Source organism: Achromobacter sp., assembly GCF_050285565.1.
Lineage (GTDB): Bacteria > Pseudomonadota > Gammaproteobacteria > Burkholderiales > Burkholderiaceae_B > Achromobacter.
Window position 1 is genome coordinate 89,725 of the sequence record NZ_JBLZXG010000011.1, and the last position, 14,971, is coordinate 104,695.

Genomic DNA, 14,971 nt, shown 5'->3' on the forward strand with positions numbered 1-14,971 from the left:
CGATCCTAGAACTGGGGCAGCGAGGCCGGATCGTGGCGTCGCAGCACGTTTTTCGCTTCCTCGAAGTCGGGCAGGATCTGGCCGACTTCGCGCCAGAAGTCCTGGCTGTGGTTCATTTCGCGCAGGTGCGCCAGTTCGTGCGCGATGACGTAGTCGATGATGGCCGGCGCGAAATGGATCAGGCGCCAGTTCAGCATGATGTTGCCGTCGCTGGTGCACGAGCCCCAGCGGGTGGCCGCCGACGACAGGCGCCAGCGGCGGATCTTCAGGCCGCTGACCCGCAGGAAGTGCGCCAGCCGGGCGCCGAACCAGGCGCCGGCGCGCTGTTGCAGCCAGGCCTGGGCGGCGTCGCGGATGCGGCCCTGGTCGGCATCGGCCGGCAGGGCCAGCCACAGCGTGTCGCCGTCGGCCGGCGCTTCGGCGTCGCCGGACAGGCGGGTCTGGCGGCTGTCGCCGCCCACGCCCAGCACGATGCGCTTGCCCAGGTAGGGCAGTTCGCCGCCGGCCTGCCAGCGCGTGTGCGCCATGGCCAATTGCTGCTTGCGGTTGTGCCATTCGCGCAGCTTGGCGACGATCCAGCGGGATTTTTCGCGCACCGCGTCGTCGATCTGCGCCAGCGTGACCCAGTTGGGCGCGGTCACGCGCAGGCCGTCGTCGGTGATGACGAAGCCAATGCTGCGGCGGCGCGAGCGCAGCAGCACGAAGCCGATGGGTTGCGGATCGGTGTCCACCTCGCGCCAGCGGGCGCCGGGGGGCAGCGGATCGGGGCAGGGGGTGGGCACGCGCGCCGCGGCGTTGGGCGACAGCGTCAGCAGCGGTTCACCGGCAGGCTTGGGCGCGGCGGGAGGAAAAAGCGGGGCGGGCGGCGTGGCCTGCGGCGCCTGCCGCGACGGCGCGGGGGACGCGGTCAGCGCCGACGCGCACGTGGACGCGTCGGTGTCTTGCACGTCGAACAGGAGTTCGAGCTGGTCAGTGCTGGGCATACCTTTCTGGATTGAGACGCCGCATTTCCCCTTCGATCCAGTCCTGGACTTTGCGGTTCAGTTCGTCGGGGGAGATTCCCTTCGATTCTATCGCGGGTCCGATGGACAGCGTAACCAGGCCCGGGTACTTGACGAAGGCATTGCGGCGCCAGCATTCGCCAGCGTTGTGCGCCACCGGGATCACCACCGCGCCGGTGCGCGAGGCCAGCAGCGCGCCGCCCATCTTGAAGCGCGCGCTCTTGCCCGGCGCCACGCGGGTGCCCTCGGGAAACAGCAGCGGCCAGCGGCCTTCGTTCAGACGGGCCTGGCCCTGCGTGACCACCTGTTCGAAGGCGTCGCGGCCCCTGGCGCGGTCGATGGCGATCATGCGCAGCAGCGCCAGGCCCCAGCCGAAGAACGGCACCAGGTGCAGTTCCTTCTTGTAGACGAAGCAGACCTCGCGCGGCATGTAGGCCGGGAAGAACAGGGTCTCCCAGGCCGACTGGTGCTTGGACAGCAGCACCGCCGGGCCGTCCGGCAGATTCTCCCAACCCTTGACCTGCCAGCGGATGCCGCAGATGACCTTGGCGCCCCAGATCGCCAGGCGCGGCCAGCCCACCGTGAGCTTGTAGCGCAGGTGCTGCGGCAGCGGCGCCCACAGCACACAGGCGAAGGCGTACGGAATGACCGTGATGGCCAGGAACAGGAAGTAAAGGAATGAGCGCAGCCGGGCCATCAGTTGTCCTGCAGCAGGGCGTCGACCACGGCCGACAGGTCATCGCAGACCCGGGTGTTATCCGGCAGGCCGCCCTTGGCCAGCGTCTTCTTGCCGTTGCCGGTCAGCACCAGCCACGGCGAGCAGCCGGCGGCGCTGGAGGCCTGCAGGTCGCGCAGCGAGTCGCCCACGGCCGGCACCCCGGCCAAGTCGACGTCGTAGCGGTGGCCGATCTGTTCGAACAGGCCGGGACGCGGCTTGCGGCAGGTACAGTCGTCGTCCGGGCCGTGCGGGCACATGAAGATGGCGTCGACGCTGCCGCCCACGGCGGCAAGCTCGCGCCGCATCTTGGTGTGGATGGCGGTCAGCGTGTCCATGTCGAACAGGCCGCGGGCCAGGCCCGACTGGTTGGTGGCGACCACCACCGTCCAGTCCGCCTGCGTCAGGCGGGCGATGGCCTGCAGGCTGCCGGGCAGCGCGATCCATTCGTCGGGCGTCTTGACGAATGCGTCGCTGTCCTGGTTGATGACGCCGTCGCGGTCGAGGATGATGAGTTTCACTGTGCCAGCCTGGAGATGTCAGCGACCTGGTTCATCAGGGTATGCAACTGGCCCAGCAGCGCCAGCCGGTTGGCGCGCACCGCCGGGTCCTCGGCCATGACCATGATGTCGGCGAAGAAGGCGTCCACCGGCTCGCGCGCCTGCGCCAGCGTGCGCAGGTTGGCGGCGAAGTCGCCGGCGGCCAGTTGTGCCTCGGCCTGCGGACGCAGCGCGGCGATGGCGGCGGCCAGCGCCTTTTCGGCGGGCTCGACCAGCGCGTCGGCATTGACGGCGCCGATCTCGCCTTCGGCCTTCTTGAGCAGGTTGCCGATGCGCTTGTTGGCGGCGGCCAGGCTGGCCGCCTCGGGCATCTGCGCGAAGGCGGCGGCGGCGCGCACGCGCTCGGCCACCTGGTGCAGCGGCGGCGCCAGGGCGATGACAGCCTCGACCGCGTTGCGGTCGTGCTCGCCGATCAGCTGGTTGCGGTAGCGTTCGTAGATGAAGGCGCGCACTTCCGCCAGCGTGTCGGCGGGGATCTTGCCAGCCGGGAAGGTGGCGGCGGTGGCGGCCAGCAGGCCGTCCAGCGACAGCGGGCCGTCCTGGTTGAGCTTGAGCCAGCCGCCTGCGGCCAGTTGCTCGAAGGCGCTGATCAGGCCCAGCGCGGCGCGGCGCAGGCCGAAGGGGTCGCGTTCGCCGGTGGGCGCCAGGCCGATGGCCCAGATCCCGACCAGGGTCTCGGCGCGTTCGGCGATGAACAGGGTGGCGGCGGTCAGGTCGCCCTGCGCGACCGGCGTGTCGTAGCGGTTGCGGTACTGGGTGCGCAGCGCCTGCACCACGCTGTCCGGCTCGCCGTCGCCGGCGGCGTAGTAGGCGCCCATGATGCCTTGCAGCTCAGGGAATTCGCCCACCATGTTCGAGCCCAGGTCGGCCTTGGCCAGCAGCGCGGCGCGGTCGGCGGCGGCGACATCGCCGCCCAGCTTGCCGGCCACATCGCGGGCGATGGCGCGCACGCGTTCGACGCGTTCGAGCTGGGTGCCCAACTTGTTGTGGTAGACGATCGAGCCCAGTTGCTCGACGCGCGCGGCCAGCGGCGTCTTGCGGTCGGTTTCGAAGAAGAACTGGGCGTCGGCCAGGCGCGGGCGCACCACGCGCTGGTTGCCTTCGATGATGTTGACCGGGTTGTCCGTGTGCATGTTGCTCACGATCAGGAAGCGGTGCGTCAGGCGGCCGCTGGCCGGGTCGAACAAGGGGAAGTACTTCTGGTTCAGGCGCATGGTCAGGATCAGGCATTCCTGCGGCACTTGCAGGAACTGTTCCTCGAACTGGCCCACGTAGACGGTGGGGTGTTCGACCAGGGCGGTGACTTCATCGAGCAGGGCGGCCACTTCCGGGTCGTCGCCCAGCGTGGCCGACAGGCGGCCGGCGTGTTCCAGCAACTGGCGCTGGATCTCGTCGCGGCGGCCTTCGAACGAGGCCACCACGCGGCCCTTCTCGGCCAGGGTGGCGGCGTAGGCGTCGGCATCGGCGATGGCGATGGCGCCGCTGCTCATGTAGCGGTGGCCCAGGGTTTCGCGGCCGGCGGCCAGGCCGAGGGCGGTCACGGGCACGACATCGGCGCCGAACAGCGCAATCAGGCCGTGCGCCGGGCGCACGAACTTGACGGTGGTGACGCCATCGGCCAATTGATAACGCATGACCTTGGGAATCGGCAGACCGTCGATGGCCGCGTCGATGCCTTCCTGCAGGCCGGCCGCCAGCGCGGCGCCGGGCGCGGTGCCGCGCGCCACCAGGTAGTCCTGCTTGCCGTCGGATTCCCGTTCCAGGGTGGAAAGGTCGATGCTCTCCAGGCCCTTGGCGGCCAGTTTCTTTTGCAGCGCCGGGGTGGCCTTGCCGTCTTCGGTCAGGCCGATCTTCACCGGCATCAGCTTTTCGGCGTAGGCCTGGTCGGGCGCTTGGGCCAGCACGGCCGACAGGCGCACCGCCAGGCGGCGCGGCGTGGCGTAGGGCTGCACGGTGCAGTCGGCGGCCAGCAGTCCGTGGCGCGCCAGCGTGGCGCGCACGCCTTCGGCGAAAGCCTGGCCCAGCTTCTGCAGGGCCTTGGGCGGGAGTTCTTCGGTCAGCAGTTCGACCAGCAGGGGGCGGATGTTCGTCGTCATTTATGCAGCCTCCCCGGCGGCCTTGTCGCGGCCCAGCATGGGAAAGCCCAGTCGTTCGCGGGAATCGTAATAGGCCTGCGCGACGGCGCGCGACAGGTTGCGGATGCGGCCGATGTAGGCGGCGCGTTCGGTGACGCTGATCGCGCCGCGCGCGTCCAGCATGTTGAAGGTGTGCGCGGCCTTCAGGGTGGCTTCGTACGCGGGCAGCGCCAGCGGCACGTCCATCAGGCGCTTGGCCTCGGCCTCGTAGTCGTTGAAGTGCGCGAACAGCATCTCGGCCGACGAATACTCGAAGTTATAGGTGGACTGCTCCACTTCGTTCTGGTGGAACACGTCGCGGTACAGCACGCGGCGGCCGTTGGCGCCTTCGGTCCAGACCAGGTCGTACACGCTTTGCACGTCCTGCAGGTACATGGCCAGGCGTTCCAGGCCGTAGGTGATTTCGCCCGTGGTCGGGGTGCAATCCAGGCCGCCGACCTGCTGGAAGTAGGTGAACTGGGTCACTTCCATGCCGTTGAGCCAGACTTCCCAGCCCAGGCCCCAGGCGCCCAGCGTCGGGTTTTCCCAGTCGTCCTCGACGAAGCGGATGTCGTGCTGCGTGGGGTCGATGCCCAGCGCCTTGAGCGAGCCGATGTACAGGTCCAGGATTTCCGGGGGCGCGGGTTTCAGCACCACCTGGTACTGGTAATAGTGCTGCAGGCGGTTGGGGTTTTCGCCGTAGCGGCCGTCCTTGGGACGGCGCGAGGGCTGCACGTAGGCCGCGCGCCAGGGTTCCGGGCCGATCGCCCGCAGGAAGGTGGCGGTGTGCGAGGTGCCGGCGCCGACTTCCATGTCGTAGGGCTGCAGCAGGGCGCAACCCTGCTTGTCCCAGTATTCCTGGAGCGTAAGGATGATTTGCTGAAAGGTGAGCATAGGATTCTTGGAATTCGGTCGCCGGGCGACGTCTGCCGTGGGCGTGGGAAACCGGGCATTTTAACTGGCCCGGGGCGGCCCTGGGGGCCGCCCCCCGGGATTCGCCGTTACATCCTCGCGGTTACATATCCGGCGCGGCGTGCTTCTGGCGGACATTGCGCCGGCGGCGCCCTGCGGCGGCCTGCCATTGGTCGTATCATTCCGGGTTGACCCTGTCTTATATAAAACCAATATTCCCACACCCCGGAAGGAGCATCCGCATGTCTGACCTGATCAAGGTGGAAGTCGCCGACGGCATCCAGATCATCACCATCAACCGTCCCGAGGCCAAGAACGCCATCAACCTGGAAACCGCCCAGGCCATGGCCGCCGCGCTCGATCAGTTGGACAGCCGCGACGACGTGCGCATCGGCATCCTGACGGGCGCGGGCGGCACCTTCTCGTCGGGCATGGACCTGAAGGCCTTCGCCAAGTCGGGCCAGCGCCCATACGTGGAAGGCCGCGGTTTCGCCGGCCTGAACGAAGCGCCGCCGAAAAAGCCGCTGATCGCGGCCGTTGAAGGCTATGCGCTGGCCGGCGGCTGCGAGATGGCCCTGGCCTCCGACCTGATCGTGGCCGCCAGCAACGCCAAGTTCGGCCTGCCCGAGGTCAAGCGCGGCCTGGTGGCCGGCGCCGGCGGCATGCTGCGCCTGCCGCGCCGCCTGCCGTACCACATCGCCATGGAAGTGATCCTGACCGGCGACATGCTGGGCGCCGAACGCGCCTACGGTTTTGGCCTGGTGAATCGCCTGACCGAGCCGGGCGGCGCCCTGGCCGGCGCGCTGGAGCTGGCCCGCGCCATCGTCGAGAACGGCCCGCTGTCGGTGCAGACCGCCAAGAGCATCGTGGCGCAGTCCGGCGACTGGACCCAGGAAGAGATGTTCAGCCGCCAGCGGCCGCTGATCGCCCACATCTTCTCGTCGGCCGATGCCAAGGAAGGCGCCACGGCTTTCGCGGAAAAGCGCAAGCCGGTCTGGCAAGGCAAATGAATGAATGCCCCCACGCCGCGCTCGCTGCGCGAGCTAGCTGCCCCCCAAGGGGGCTTTTTGCCTTGGGGCGGCCCGGCGGGGGAATACCCCCCCTCGCTGCGCTCGCCATGCGAGCTGGCTGCCCCCAAGGGGCTTTTTGCCTTGGGGCGGCCCGGCGGCAAAAGTAATCCTTTCACCCGCGCGGCTGGCCGGTAGGTCGGCCGCGTTTTCACGTTTCCCTTCGTAATCCGCATATCGCCATGTCCGTCCTCATCAAAGAAGAAGACTTCATCCAGTCGATAGCCGATGGCATCCAGTTCATCAGCTATTACCATCCCGTCGACTACATCCGCCACCTGGCCCGCGCCTACGAGCGCGAGGAAAGCCCGGCCGCGCGCGACGCGATGGCCCAGATCCTGACCAACTCGCGCATGTGCGCCGAGGGCAAGCGCCCGCTGTGCCAGGACACCGGCATCGTCAACGTGTTCCTGAAGGTCGGCATGGGCGTGCGTTTCGACACCAAGCGCACCTTGCAGGAACTGTGCGACGAAGGCGTGCGCCGCGGCTACCTGAACCCGGACAACCCCCTGCGCGCCTCGGTGCTGGACGATCCGCTGTTCGCCCGCAAGAACACCCGCGACAACACCCCCTGTATCCTGCACGTCGAGCTGGTCCCGGGTGACAAGGTCGACGTGCAACTGGCTTCGAAGGGCGGCGGTTCGGAAAACAAGTCCAAGTTCGCCATGCTCAACCCCAGCGATTCGCTGGTGGACTGGGTGCTCAAGACCGTCCCGACCATGGGCGCCGGCTGGTGCCCGCCGGGCATGCTGGGCATCGGCGTCGGCGGCACCGCCGAAAAGGCCATGCTGATGGCCAAGCAGTCGCTGATGGAAGACATCGACATGTACGAGCTGCTGGCCCGCGGCCCGCAGAACAAGCTCGAAGAGCTGCGCATTGAACTGTACGAAAAGGTCAACGCGCTGGGCATCGGCGCCCAGGGCCTGGGCGGCCTGACCACGGTGCTGGACGTCAAGATCAACACCTTCCCGACGCACGCGGCCTCCAAGCCCGTGGCCATGATCCCGAACTGCGCGGCCACCCGCCACGCCCACTTCGAGCTGGACGGCTCGGGCCCGGCGCGCCTGGAGCCGCCGTCGCTGTCCGAATGGCCGGAAGTGCACTGGGCGCCGGACTACAACAAGTCCAAGCAGGTCGACCTGAACACGCTGACCAAGGAAGAAGTCGCCAGCTGGAAGCCGGGCCAGACCCTGCTGCTGTCGGGCAAGATGCTGACCGGCCGCGACGCCGCGCACAAGCGCATCCAGGACATGCTGGCCAAGGGCGAGCCGCTGCCGGTGGACTTCACCAACCGCGTCATCTACTACGTCGGTCCGGTCGACCCGGTGCGCGACGAAGTGGTGGGCCCGGCCGGCCCGACCACCGCGACCCGCATGGACAAGTTCACCGACATGATGCTGGAGCAGACCGGCCTGATCGCCATGATCGGCAAGTCCGAGCGCGGCCCGGTCGCCATCGAGTCGATCAAGAAGCACGGCTCGGCCTACCTGATGGCCGTGGGCGGCGCGGCCTATCTGGTGTCCAAGGCGATCCGTGGCGCCAAGGTGCTGGGTTTCGCCGATCTGGGCATGGAAGCCATCTACGAGTTCGACGTGAAGGACATGCCGGTGACCGTGGCGGTTGACGCCCAGGGCACCTCGGTTCACACCACGGGGCCGAAGGAATGGCAGGCCAGGATCGGCAAGATCCCGGTCGCCGTGGCGTAAGCCGGCGGCGGCAACGCAAATCGGGCGCCGATCAGGGCGCCCGATTTTTTTGGCGATGCCCGGCGCGTCCGAGTGGGGGCGTCATGGGGTTCGTCCGCCGGATCGCGCCCGGTCAGTAGCGCACGTATTCCAGCGCTGGCCGCGCGGGCGTCCGCGCGCCGGCCGTTGTCCGGGCCTTCACGGGACTGGCCTGCGCGTCGTAGACGCTTTGCAGTTCCTGGGCCGCTTCGGCCGTCATCTGGGTGATGTCCTCGGTGACCTCGCCCAGCTTGGCCGACTGCGCCAGCGACACCTCCACCACTTCGCCCATGATCTCGGTGACGCGGCGCGACGAGGTGACGATGTTCTCCATGGTCGTGCCGGCGGACTGCACCTGTTCGGCGCCGTTGCCGATCTGCTCGACCGAGGTGGTGATCAGATCCTTGATTTCCTTGGCCGCGGCCGCGCTGTTCTGCGCCAGGCTGCGCACTTCCGCGGCCACCACCGCGAAGCCCCTGCCGTGCGGGCCGGCCCGCGCGGCCTCGACCGCGGCGTTCAACGCCAGGATGTTGGTCTGGAAGGCAATGCCGTCCATCACGCCGATGATTTCCGAGATGCGCCGCGAGCTGTCGGTGATGGCGCCCATCGTGGCCACCACGCCGGTCACGGTCTTGCCGCCCTCTTCGGCAACGCGGCAGGCATCGCGCGCCAGGGTGTTGGCCTGGCTGGCGCGTTCGGCGTTTTCGGTCAGGCCCTGCACCGCCACCCGCAGCGTCTGCGCGGCGGTGAAGCGCTTGGTGATGTCGGTGGCGAATTTCACCACCTTGAACGGCCGCCCCTCGGCGTCGAAGATGGGGTTGTAGCTGGCCTCGATCCAGACGCGCCGGCCGTTCTTGCCGATGCGCAGGTATTGGCCGGTGTCGTACTGGCCGCCGCGCAGCTTGCGCCAGAAGTCCTGGTAGGCCGGGGCGCGCACTTCCTCGGGCAGCACCAGCATGCTGTGATGGCGGCCGCGCAGTTCGTCCTCGCGATAGCCCATCGCGTCCAGGAACAGGTCGTTGGCGCGGATGATGGTGCCGTCCAGTTCGAACTCGATGATGCCCTGCACCTTGGAGATGGCCGCCAATTGGCCCTCGGTGTCGGCCTGGCGGCGCTGTTGCTCGGTGACGTCCATCGCGTACTTGACCACCTTGAAGGGGCGGCCGTGCGGGTCGAGGATCGGGTTGTAGCTGGCCTGCAGCCAGACGTCGCTGCCGTCCCTGTGGATGCGGCGGTAGCGCCCGGCGTCGTATTCGCCGCGCTTGAGCTTGTCCCAGAAGGCCTGGTACTGCGGCGAATCGCGGCGGTCGGGCGCGACGAACAGGCGGTGATGCTGGCCCACCAGTTCGTCCAGCTCGTAGCCCATGAGGTCGAGGAAGTTGCGGTTGGCGGTCAGCACATGGCCGTCCAGGTCGAACTCGATGATCGCCTGCGCCTTGTGGATGGCTGCGAGCTGCCCTTGCAGGTCGGCATTTCGGGTGTCGCGTTCGCGACGGAACAGGCGCTTGAGGGGGCGGATCGCTGGCATGGAGGCTCGCTCGGCGCGATGGGCGGTGAATGAATCGGTGGCCCGAATCATAGAATCAAAACCCTCGCCGGATGCGAGCCTTCATTCGTTATGTTGTCCGATATGTGCGTGAGTCAATCAGCACTGCGCCGATGCGTTGCCATCCATTCGGCGATGGCCTGTGGCGACTTGCCCAGCACCTCGCGCAGCACCTCCTCGGTGTGCTGGCCCAGCAGCGGCGGGGCGCGCCGGTACACCACCGGCGACTCCGAAAAGCGCAGCGGACTGGCCGTGACGGGGGCGACACCGCCGGCCGCATGCGGCAGGTCGCGGCGCAGTTGCCGCGCCTGTGCCTGCGGATGGGCGAAGGCCTGGGCGATGTTGTTGATCGGCCCGCAGGGCACGCCGACCGCTTCCAGCCTGGCGATCCAGTCGTCCCGTGTGCCCTGGCGCATGATGGCGGCCAATATCGCCACCAGTTCCTCGCGGTGGGTCACGCGCAGCCGGTTGGTGGCAAAGCGCGGATCGTCGCCCAGCGCCGGCGCGCCGATGGCCTTGCAATAGGCGCGGTATTGCGATTCGTTGCCGGTGGCCACGATCAGGTGACCGTCGCTGGCGGCGAACACCTGGTAGGGCACCACGTTCTGGTGCGCGTTGCCGGCGCGCGTCGGCGCCACGCCGGAATTGAAGTAGTTGGAATTCTGGTTGGCCAGCAGCGCAACGTGGCTGTCGAGCAGCGCGATGTCCAGGTGCTGCCCGAGCCCGCTGCGGTGCCGTTCCTGCAAGGCCGCCAGGATGGCCACGGTGGCATACATGCCGGTGACGATGTCGGTCACCGCCACGCCCGCTTTCTGCGGTCCGCCGCCGGGCAGGTCGTCGCGTTCGCCGGTGATGCTCATCAGGCCGCCCATGCCCTGGATCATGAAGTCGTAGCCGGGGCGCCGCGCGAACGGCCCGTCCTGGCCGAAGCCGGTGACCGAGCAGTAGATCAGGCGCGGGTTGATGGCCTTCAGGCTGGCGTAGTCCAGGCCATACTTGGCCAGTCCGCCGACCTTGAAGTTCTCGACCAGGATGTCGCTGACCGCCGCCAGCTCGCGGATCAGCGCGGCGCCATGCGGCGTGGCCATGTCGGCTTCGACCGAGCGCTTGTTGCGGTTGGCGCTGAGGTAGTAGGCGGATTCGTTGGTGTCGATGCCATTGCCGTCCTTCAGGAACGGTGGCCCCCAGGCGCGGGTGTCGTCGCCGACGCCGGGGCGTTCGATCTTGATGACGTCGGCGCCCAGGTCGGCCAGGTTCTGCGTGCACCAGGGGCCGGCCAGGATGCGCGACAGGTCCAGCACGCGGATGCCGTCCAATGCGGGCGGGCGCGTCATGGTTGCACCTCGGCGGCGCCGTGACTCATGACGATGATGTCGCGTTCAACCGCGCGGGTGACGAAGCGGATCTGGCCATCCGGCATGCGCCACATATCGCACTGCAGGGTCTCGCCCGGATAGACCGGCGCCGAGAATCGGGCATCCAGCCGGGTCAGGCGCGAGGCGTCGTAGTCGCACCAGGTCTTCACCAGCGCGTGCGCGACAACACCGTAGGAGCACAGGCCATGCAGGATGGGCTTGGGATAGCCGGCCTGATGGGCGACTTCGGGGTCGGCGTGCAGCGGATTGCGGTCGGCGTTCAGGCGGTACAGCAGCGCCGCCTGCGGCGAAATGCGCAGTTCGCAGCGGCGCTCCGGTTCGCCCTGCGGCGCGGCGGGCAGCGGCTCGGGACTGGGGTCGCCCCGGCCGAAGCCGCCATCGCCGCGGCAGAAGGTGCTTTGCCGCAAGGTCGCCAGGTGCGCGCCGGCGCTGTCGTGCAGCGTGCGTTCGGTGATGACGATGGCGCCCTTGTCCGCGCCCTTGTCGATGACGTGGGTGACGCGGCTCCTGCCGATCACGGTGCCGGACGTGGGCAGCGGCGCGTGCACCGCCAGCCGCTGTTCGCCATGCACCAGGCGAACCCAGTCGATACCGGCGCGCGGGTCGCTCATCCAGAATCCGGGGTAGCCCAGCACCACGCTCATGGTGGGAAAGGCGCGCAGGTCCTTTTCGTACACGTAACGAAGCTGACGGGTGTCCTCGGGGTCCTGCCCCAGGCCGATGCCCAGCGCGTACAGCATGGTGTCCTTGTCGTCGTAGTGCTGGCGCACATCGTCGAAACGCCAGTGCTTCACGGTTGCATAGTCGAGCGGCATGGCGGCCTCAGATGGGATCCCAGTCGATCACGTCGGGCGAGCGCTCCAACGCGTAGAAGTGCTTGCGCATGGCGGGCACGGCGATCTCGCCGATCAGTTCGGGCGTCCAGCCTTCGCTGTAATGCACGCTGCGCAGCGGCCGCGGCTGGCTCATCAGCATGATCTCGTTGGCGCGCACCGCGAACACCTGCGCGGTGATGGCGCTGGCCGAATCGCTGGCCAGGTACACGGCCAGCGGCGCGACCTTGTCGGCTTCCATCTTCTTGAGCTTTTCGACGCGCGCCTTTTCCTCGTCGGTCTCGGCGGGAATGGAGCTGGTCATGCGGCTCCAGGCGAATGGCGCGATGCAGTTCGAGCGCACGTTGTAGCGCGCCATGTCCAGCGCGATCGACTTGGACAGCGCCACGATGCCGAGCTTGGCGGAGGCGTAGTTGGCCTGGCCGAAGTTGCCGATCAGGCCCGAGGTGGACGTCATGTGCACCAGGGCGCCCGATTCCTGTTCGCGGAAATACGGCGCCGCCGCGCGGCTCATGAAGAACGAACCGTGCAGGTGCACGTCGATCACCTGGCGCCATTCCGCTTCGCTCATCTTGTGGAACACGCGGTCGCGCAGGTTGCCGGCGTTGTTGACCACCGCGTCGATGCGCCCGAAGGCATCGATGGCGGTCTGGATGACGCGGCTGGCGCTGTCGTACGCCGCCACGCTGTCGGTGTTGGCCACGGCCAGTCCGCCGGCCGTGGTGATTTCACGCACCACGGCCTGCGCGGGGCCTTCGCCGCCGCCTTCGCCGGAGAGCGAGACGCCGATGTCGTTGACCACCACCTTGGCGCCCGCCCGCGCCATGGCCAGCGCGATGCCGCGGCCGATGCCGCCGCCCGCGCCTGTAACGACCACTACCTTGCCGGAAACAATGCCGCTCATTGGGACTTACTCCTGATGCCGCGGCGCGCGCCGCGTGGGAAACAGTTCCGCGTCAAACCGTATGGTTTACGGGGTTGCCCCATGGTATGTTCGTGACGGCATTCGAAGAATTCAAAATTAGAAATGCCCCCCTTCTGTGTGGTGGAACATGAGACATGATCTGACTGACCTGCGGCTCTTCGTGAACGTGGGAGAGACGCTCAACCTGACCCGCGCGGCCGAGCGCACTTTCCTGTCGCTGCCCGCCGCCAGCGCGCGCGTCAAGCACATGGAAGAAGCCTTCAAGGCGCGGTTGCTGGTGCGCATGGCCACGGGCGTGGCGCTGACGCCGGCCGGCGAGGTGTTGCTCAAGCATGCCAACGCGGTGTTCCGCCAGCTCGAATGCCTGAATGCCGACCTGCAGCCCTATGCCAGCGGCCTCAAGGGTCGGCTGCGCCTGCTGGCCAACACCACCGCCACCAATTCGTTCCTGGCCGACGCGCTGTCGACCTTCCTGGCCGAGAACCCGGACGTCGACGTCGAACTCGAAGAGAAGATCTCGGGCGACATCGTCATCGCCATCCGCGCGGGCGCGGGCGACCTGGGATTGGTGGCCGGCAACATCGACGTCGAGGGGCTGGACGTGACGCCGTTGTTCCGCGATGAACTCACCGTGGTCACGGCGCTGGATCATCCGCTGGCGGCGTCGAAGTCGGCCCATTTCGCCGACCTGATCGACGCTTATCCGTTCGTCGGCATCCATCCCGACAGCGCCATCCAGACCTTCCTGGAAGACATCGCCAGCGGCCTGGGCAAGCGCATCTGCCAGCGCGTGCACGTGGGCAGCTTCGAGGCCGTTTGCCGCATGGTCGAGGCCGGCGCCGGCATCGCGGTGGTGCCGCGCGCCTGCGCCGCGCGCTACAGCCGGCCCGATGCATTGCACGTGCTCAAGCTTGACGACCCCTGGGCCCTGCGCGACCGGCTGCTGTGCCGCCAGCGCGGCCGCGACCTGCCCAGTTTCGCCGAGTGCTTCATCGAACACGTGCAGCGCGCCGCGCGCGGACAATAGCGGCGCCAGTGGTCGCCGCGACGCCGTGGCGGCGCGAGAGAGTGGCTGGTCGGCGAACCCGGTGTCGCGGCGAAAGAGGGGCTTCTGAAAATGTGTAGCGGCAAAAGCGGCTACGCGGCAAATAATAAAAAAACCCCGGCGCGCCATCGACAAGAACGAGACCCAGGAGACTGCCATGCCAGACCATCAACGCCGCCGCGTCATCGCGGGGCTGGGCGCCGCGTGCGCCTCGACTTTGCTGACCCCCTTCGCCCGCGCCGCCACCTGGCCCGGCCACGCCGTGACATTCATCGTGCCGTTTCCCGCGGGCGGGCCGGTCGACACCACCGCGCGCTTCACCGCGCAGCCGCTGGGCCACCTGTGGTCGGTGCCGACGGTGGTGGACAACCGCTCCGGCGCGGGTGGCATCGTCGGCGCGCAGTTCGCCGCCAAGGCCGAGCCCGATGGCTACAACTTCTTCTTCGCCTCCATCCACCATGCCGTGTTGCCCAGCCTGCGCGACAACCTGACCTACGACATCAACCGAGATTTCGTGCCGGTGGGCATGGCGGCGGTGTTCCCGATCGTGCTGGTGGTCAATCCCTCGCTGCCGGTGACATCGGTCAGCGAACTGATCGCCTACGCGAAGGCGCATCCCGGCAAGCTGTCGTTCGGCTCTTCAGGCACCGGTGGGGGCACGCACCTGGCCGGCGAACTGTTCAACGCGATGGCGGGCGTGAAGATCCAGCACATCCCCTATCGGGGCAGCGCGCCGGCAATGCAGGACCTGCTGGGCGGGCAAGTGCAGGTGATGTTCGCGGATGGCCCGTCGGCGGTGCCGCACCTGAAGAGCGGCAAGGTGCGGGCGCTGGGCGTGGGGAACCCGTCGCGATCGAGCATGCTGCCGCAGGTGCCGACGATCGCCGAATCGGGCCTGCCGGGCTACGAGGCGTATTCGTGGAGCGGGGTGATGGCGCCGAAAGGGACGCCCGCCGAAATCGTGGCGCGGGTCAATGCCGATATGGTGAAGGTCCTGTCCGACCCGGCGACGGCGAAGGCCATGGTGGCGGCGGGGGCGGAGCCCAAACCCGGCAGCGCGCAGGCGTTTGGCGCGTTCGTGCAGGCGGAAGTCGCAAAATGGCGGGAGGTGATTGGCCGCGCCGGCATCAAGCTGGAGTGACCCCCCTCGCAG

13 protein-coding genes are annotated in these 14,971 nt (G+C 68.1%); 4 read left to right on the forward strand and 9 right to left on the reverse strand.

The window, feature by feature from the left end; translation table 11 throughout:
* Positions 1-5: 5 nt before the first annotated feature.
* The 5 genes from ACN6O8_RS22120 to glyQ are packed head-to-tail and all read right to left on the reverse strand — an operon-like array spanning position 6 to position 5,284.
* Positions 6-983 carry a M48 family metallopeptidase gene (locus ACN6O8_RS22120; protein ID WP_427993132.1) on the reverse strand — a complete coding sequence of 326 codons (978 nt, stop codon included), beginning with the start codon at positions 981-983 and terminating at the stop codon, positions 6-8.
* Positions 970-1,698, reverse strand: coding sequence for a lysophospholipid acyltransferase family protein (locus ACN6O8_RS22125; RefSeq protein ID WP_427993133.1), 729 nt, complete (start codon positions 1,696-1,698; stop codon positions 970-972). Before ACN6O8_RS22125 ends, ACN6O8_RS22120 begins: the two co-directional genes overlap by 14 nt.
* Positions 1,698-2,237 (reverse strand): D-glycero-beta-D-manno-heptose 1,7-bisphosphate 7-phosphatase, encoded by a 540-nt coding sequence (gene gmhB, locus ACN6O8_RS22130; protein ID WP_427993134.1) that lies wholly within the window; start codon positions 2,235-2,237, stop codon positions 1,698-1,700. The genes ACN6O8_RS22125 and gmhB overlap by 1 nt, the downstream gene beginning before the upstream one ends.
* The gene (gene glyS, locus ACN6O8_RS22135) at positions 2,234-4,372 is read right to left on the reverse strand and encodes a glycine--tRNA ligase subunit beta (protein WP_427993135.1); all 2,139 of its coding nucleotides are present in this window, start codon (positions 4,370-4,372) and stop codon (positions 2,234-2,236) included. The genes gmhB and glyS overlap by 4 nt, the downstream gene beginning before the upstream one ends.
* Positions 4,373-5,284, reverse strand: a complete 912-nt coding sequence (gene glyQ, locus ACN6O8_RS22140) for a glycine--tRNA ligase subunit alpha (protein WP_006388861.1) — start codon at positions 5,282-5,284, stop codon at positions 4,373-4,375. It abuts the gene before it with no gap.
* Positions 5,285-5,544: 260 nt separating this feature from the next.
* Here glyQ and ACN6O8_RS22145 point away from each other — a divergent pair, with 260 nt between their 5' ends.
* The gene (locus ACN6O8_RS22145) at positions 5,545-6,312 is read left to right on the forward strand and encodes a crotonase/enoyl-CoA hydratase family protein (protein WP_054416447.1); all 768 of its coding nucleotides are present in this window, start codon (positions 5,545-5,547) and stop codon (positions 6,310-6,312) included.
* Between the two features lie 239 nt (positions 6,313-6,551).
* Positions 6,552-8,075, forward strand: a complete 1,524-nt coding sequence (locus ACN6O8_RS22150) for a fumarate hydratase (protein ID WP_427993136.1) — start codon at positions 6,552-6,554, stop codon at positions 8,073-8,075.
* 112 nt (positions 8,076-8,187) lie between these two features.
* Here ACN6O8_RS22150 and ACN6O8_RS22155 read toward each other — a convergent pair whose 3' ends face one another.
* The 4 genes from ACN6O8_RS22155 to ACN6O8_RS22170 form a co-directional block, all read right to left on the reverse strand.
* Positions 8,188-9,621: a methyl-accepting chemotaxis protein gene (locus ACN6O8_RS22155; protein ID WP_427993137.1), complete on the reverse strand. Its 1,434-nt coding sequence runs from the start codon at positions 9,619-9,621 to the stop codon at positions 8,188-8,190.
* A gap of 113 nt (positions 9,622-9,734) precedes the next feature.
* On the reverse strand, positions 9,735-10,973 hold the full coding sequence (locus ACN6O8_RS22160) for a CaiB/BaiF CoA transferase family protein (RefSeq protein WP_427993138.1): 1,239 nt from the start codon (positions 10,971-10,973) through the stop codon (positions 9,735-9,737).
* Positions 10,970-11,830 (reverse strand): MaoC/PaaZ C-terminal domain-containing protein, encoded by an 861-nt coding sequence (locus tag ACN6O8_RS22165; RefSeq protein ID WP_427993139.1) that lies wholly within the window; start codon positions 11,828-11,830, stop codon positions 10,970-10,972. The genes ACN6O8_RS22160 and ACN6O8_RS22165 overlap by 4 nt, the downstream gene beginning before the upstream one ends.
* A gap of 7 nt (positions 11,831-11,837) precedes the next feature.
* Entirely contained in the window at positions 11,838-12,752 is a 915-nt protein-coding gene (locus ACN6O8_RS22170; protein WP_427993140.1) for an SDR family NAD(P)-dependent oxidoreductase, read from the reverse strand.
* A gap of 148 nt (positions 12,753-12,900) precedes the next feature.
* Between ACN6O8_RS22170 and ACN6O8_RS22175 the strand changes: the two genes are divergently transcribed.
* Complete coding sequence (locus tag ACN6O8_RS22175; RefSeq protein ID WP_427993141.1) at positions 12,901-13,800, forward strand: LysR family transcriptional regulator; 900 nt, start codon at positions 12,901-12,903, stop codon at positions 13,798-13,800.
* A gap of 175 nt (positions 13,801-13,975) precedes the next feature.
* Positions 13,976-14,959 (forward strand): Bug family tripartite tricarboxylate transporter substrate binding protein, encoded by a 984-nt coding sequence (locus ACN6O8_RS22180; RefSeq protein WP_427993142.1) that lies wholly within the window; start codon positions 13,976-13,978, stop codon positions 14,957-14,959.
* Positions 14,960-14,971: the final 12 nt, after the last annotated feature.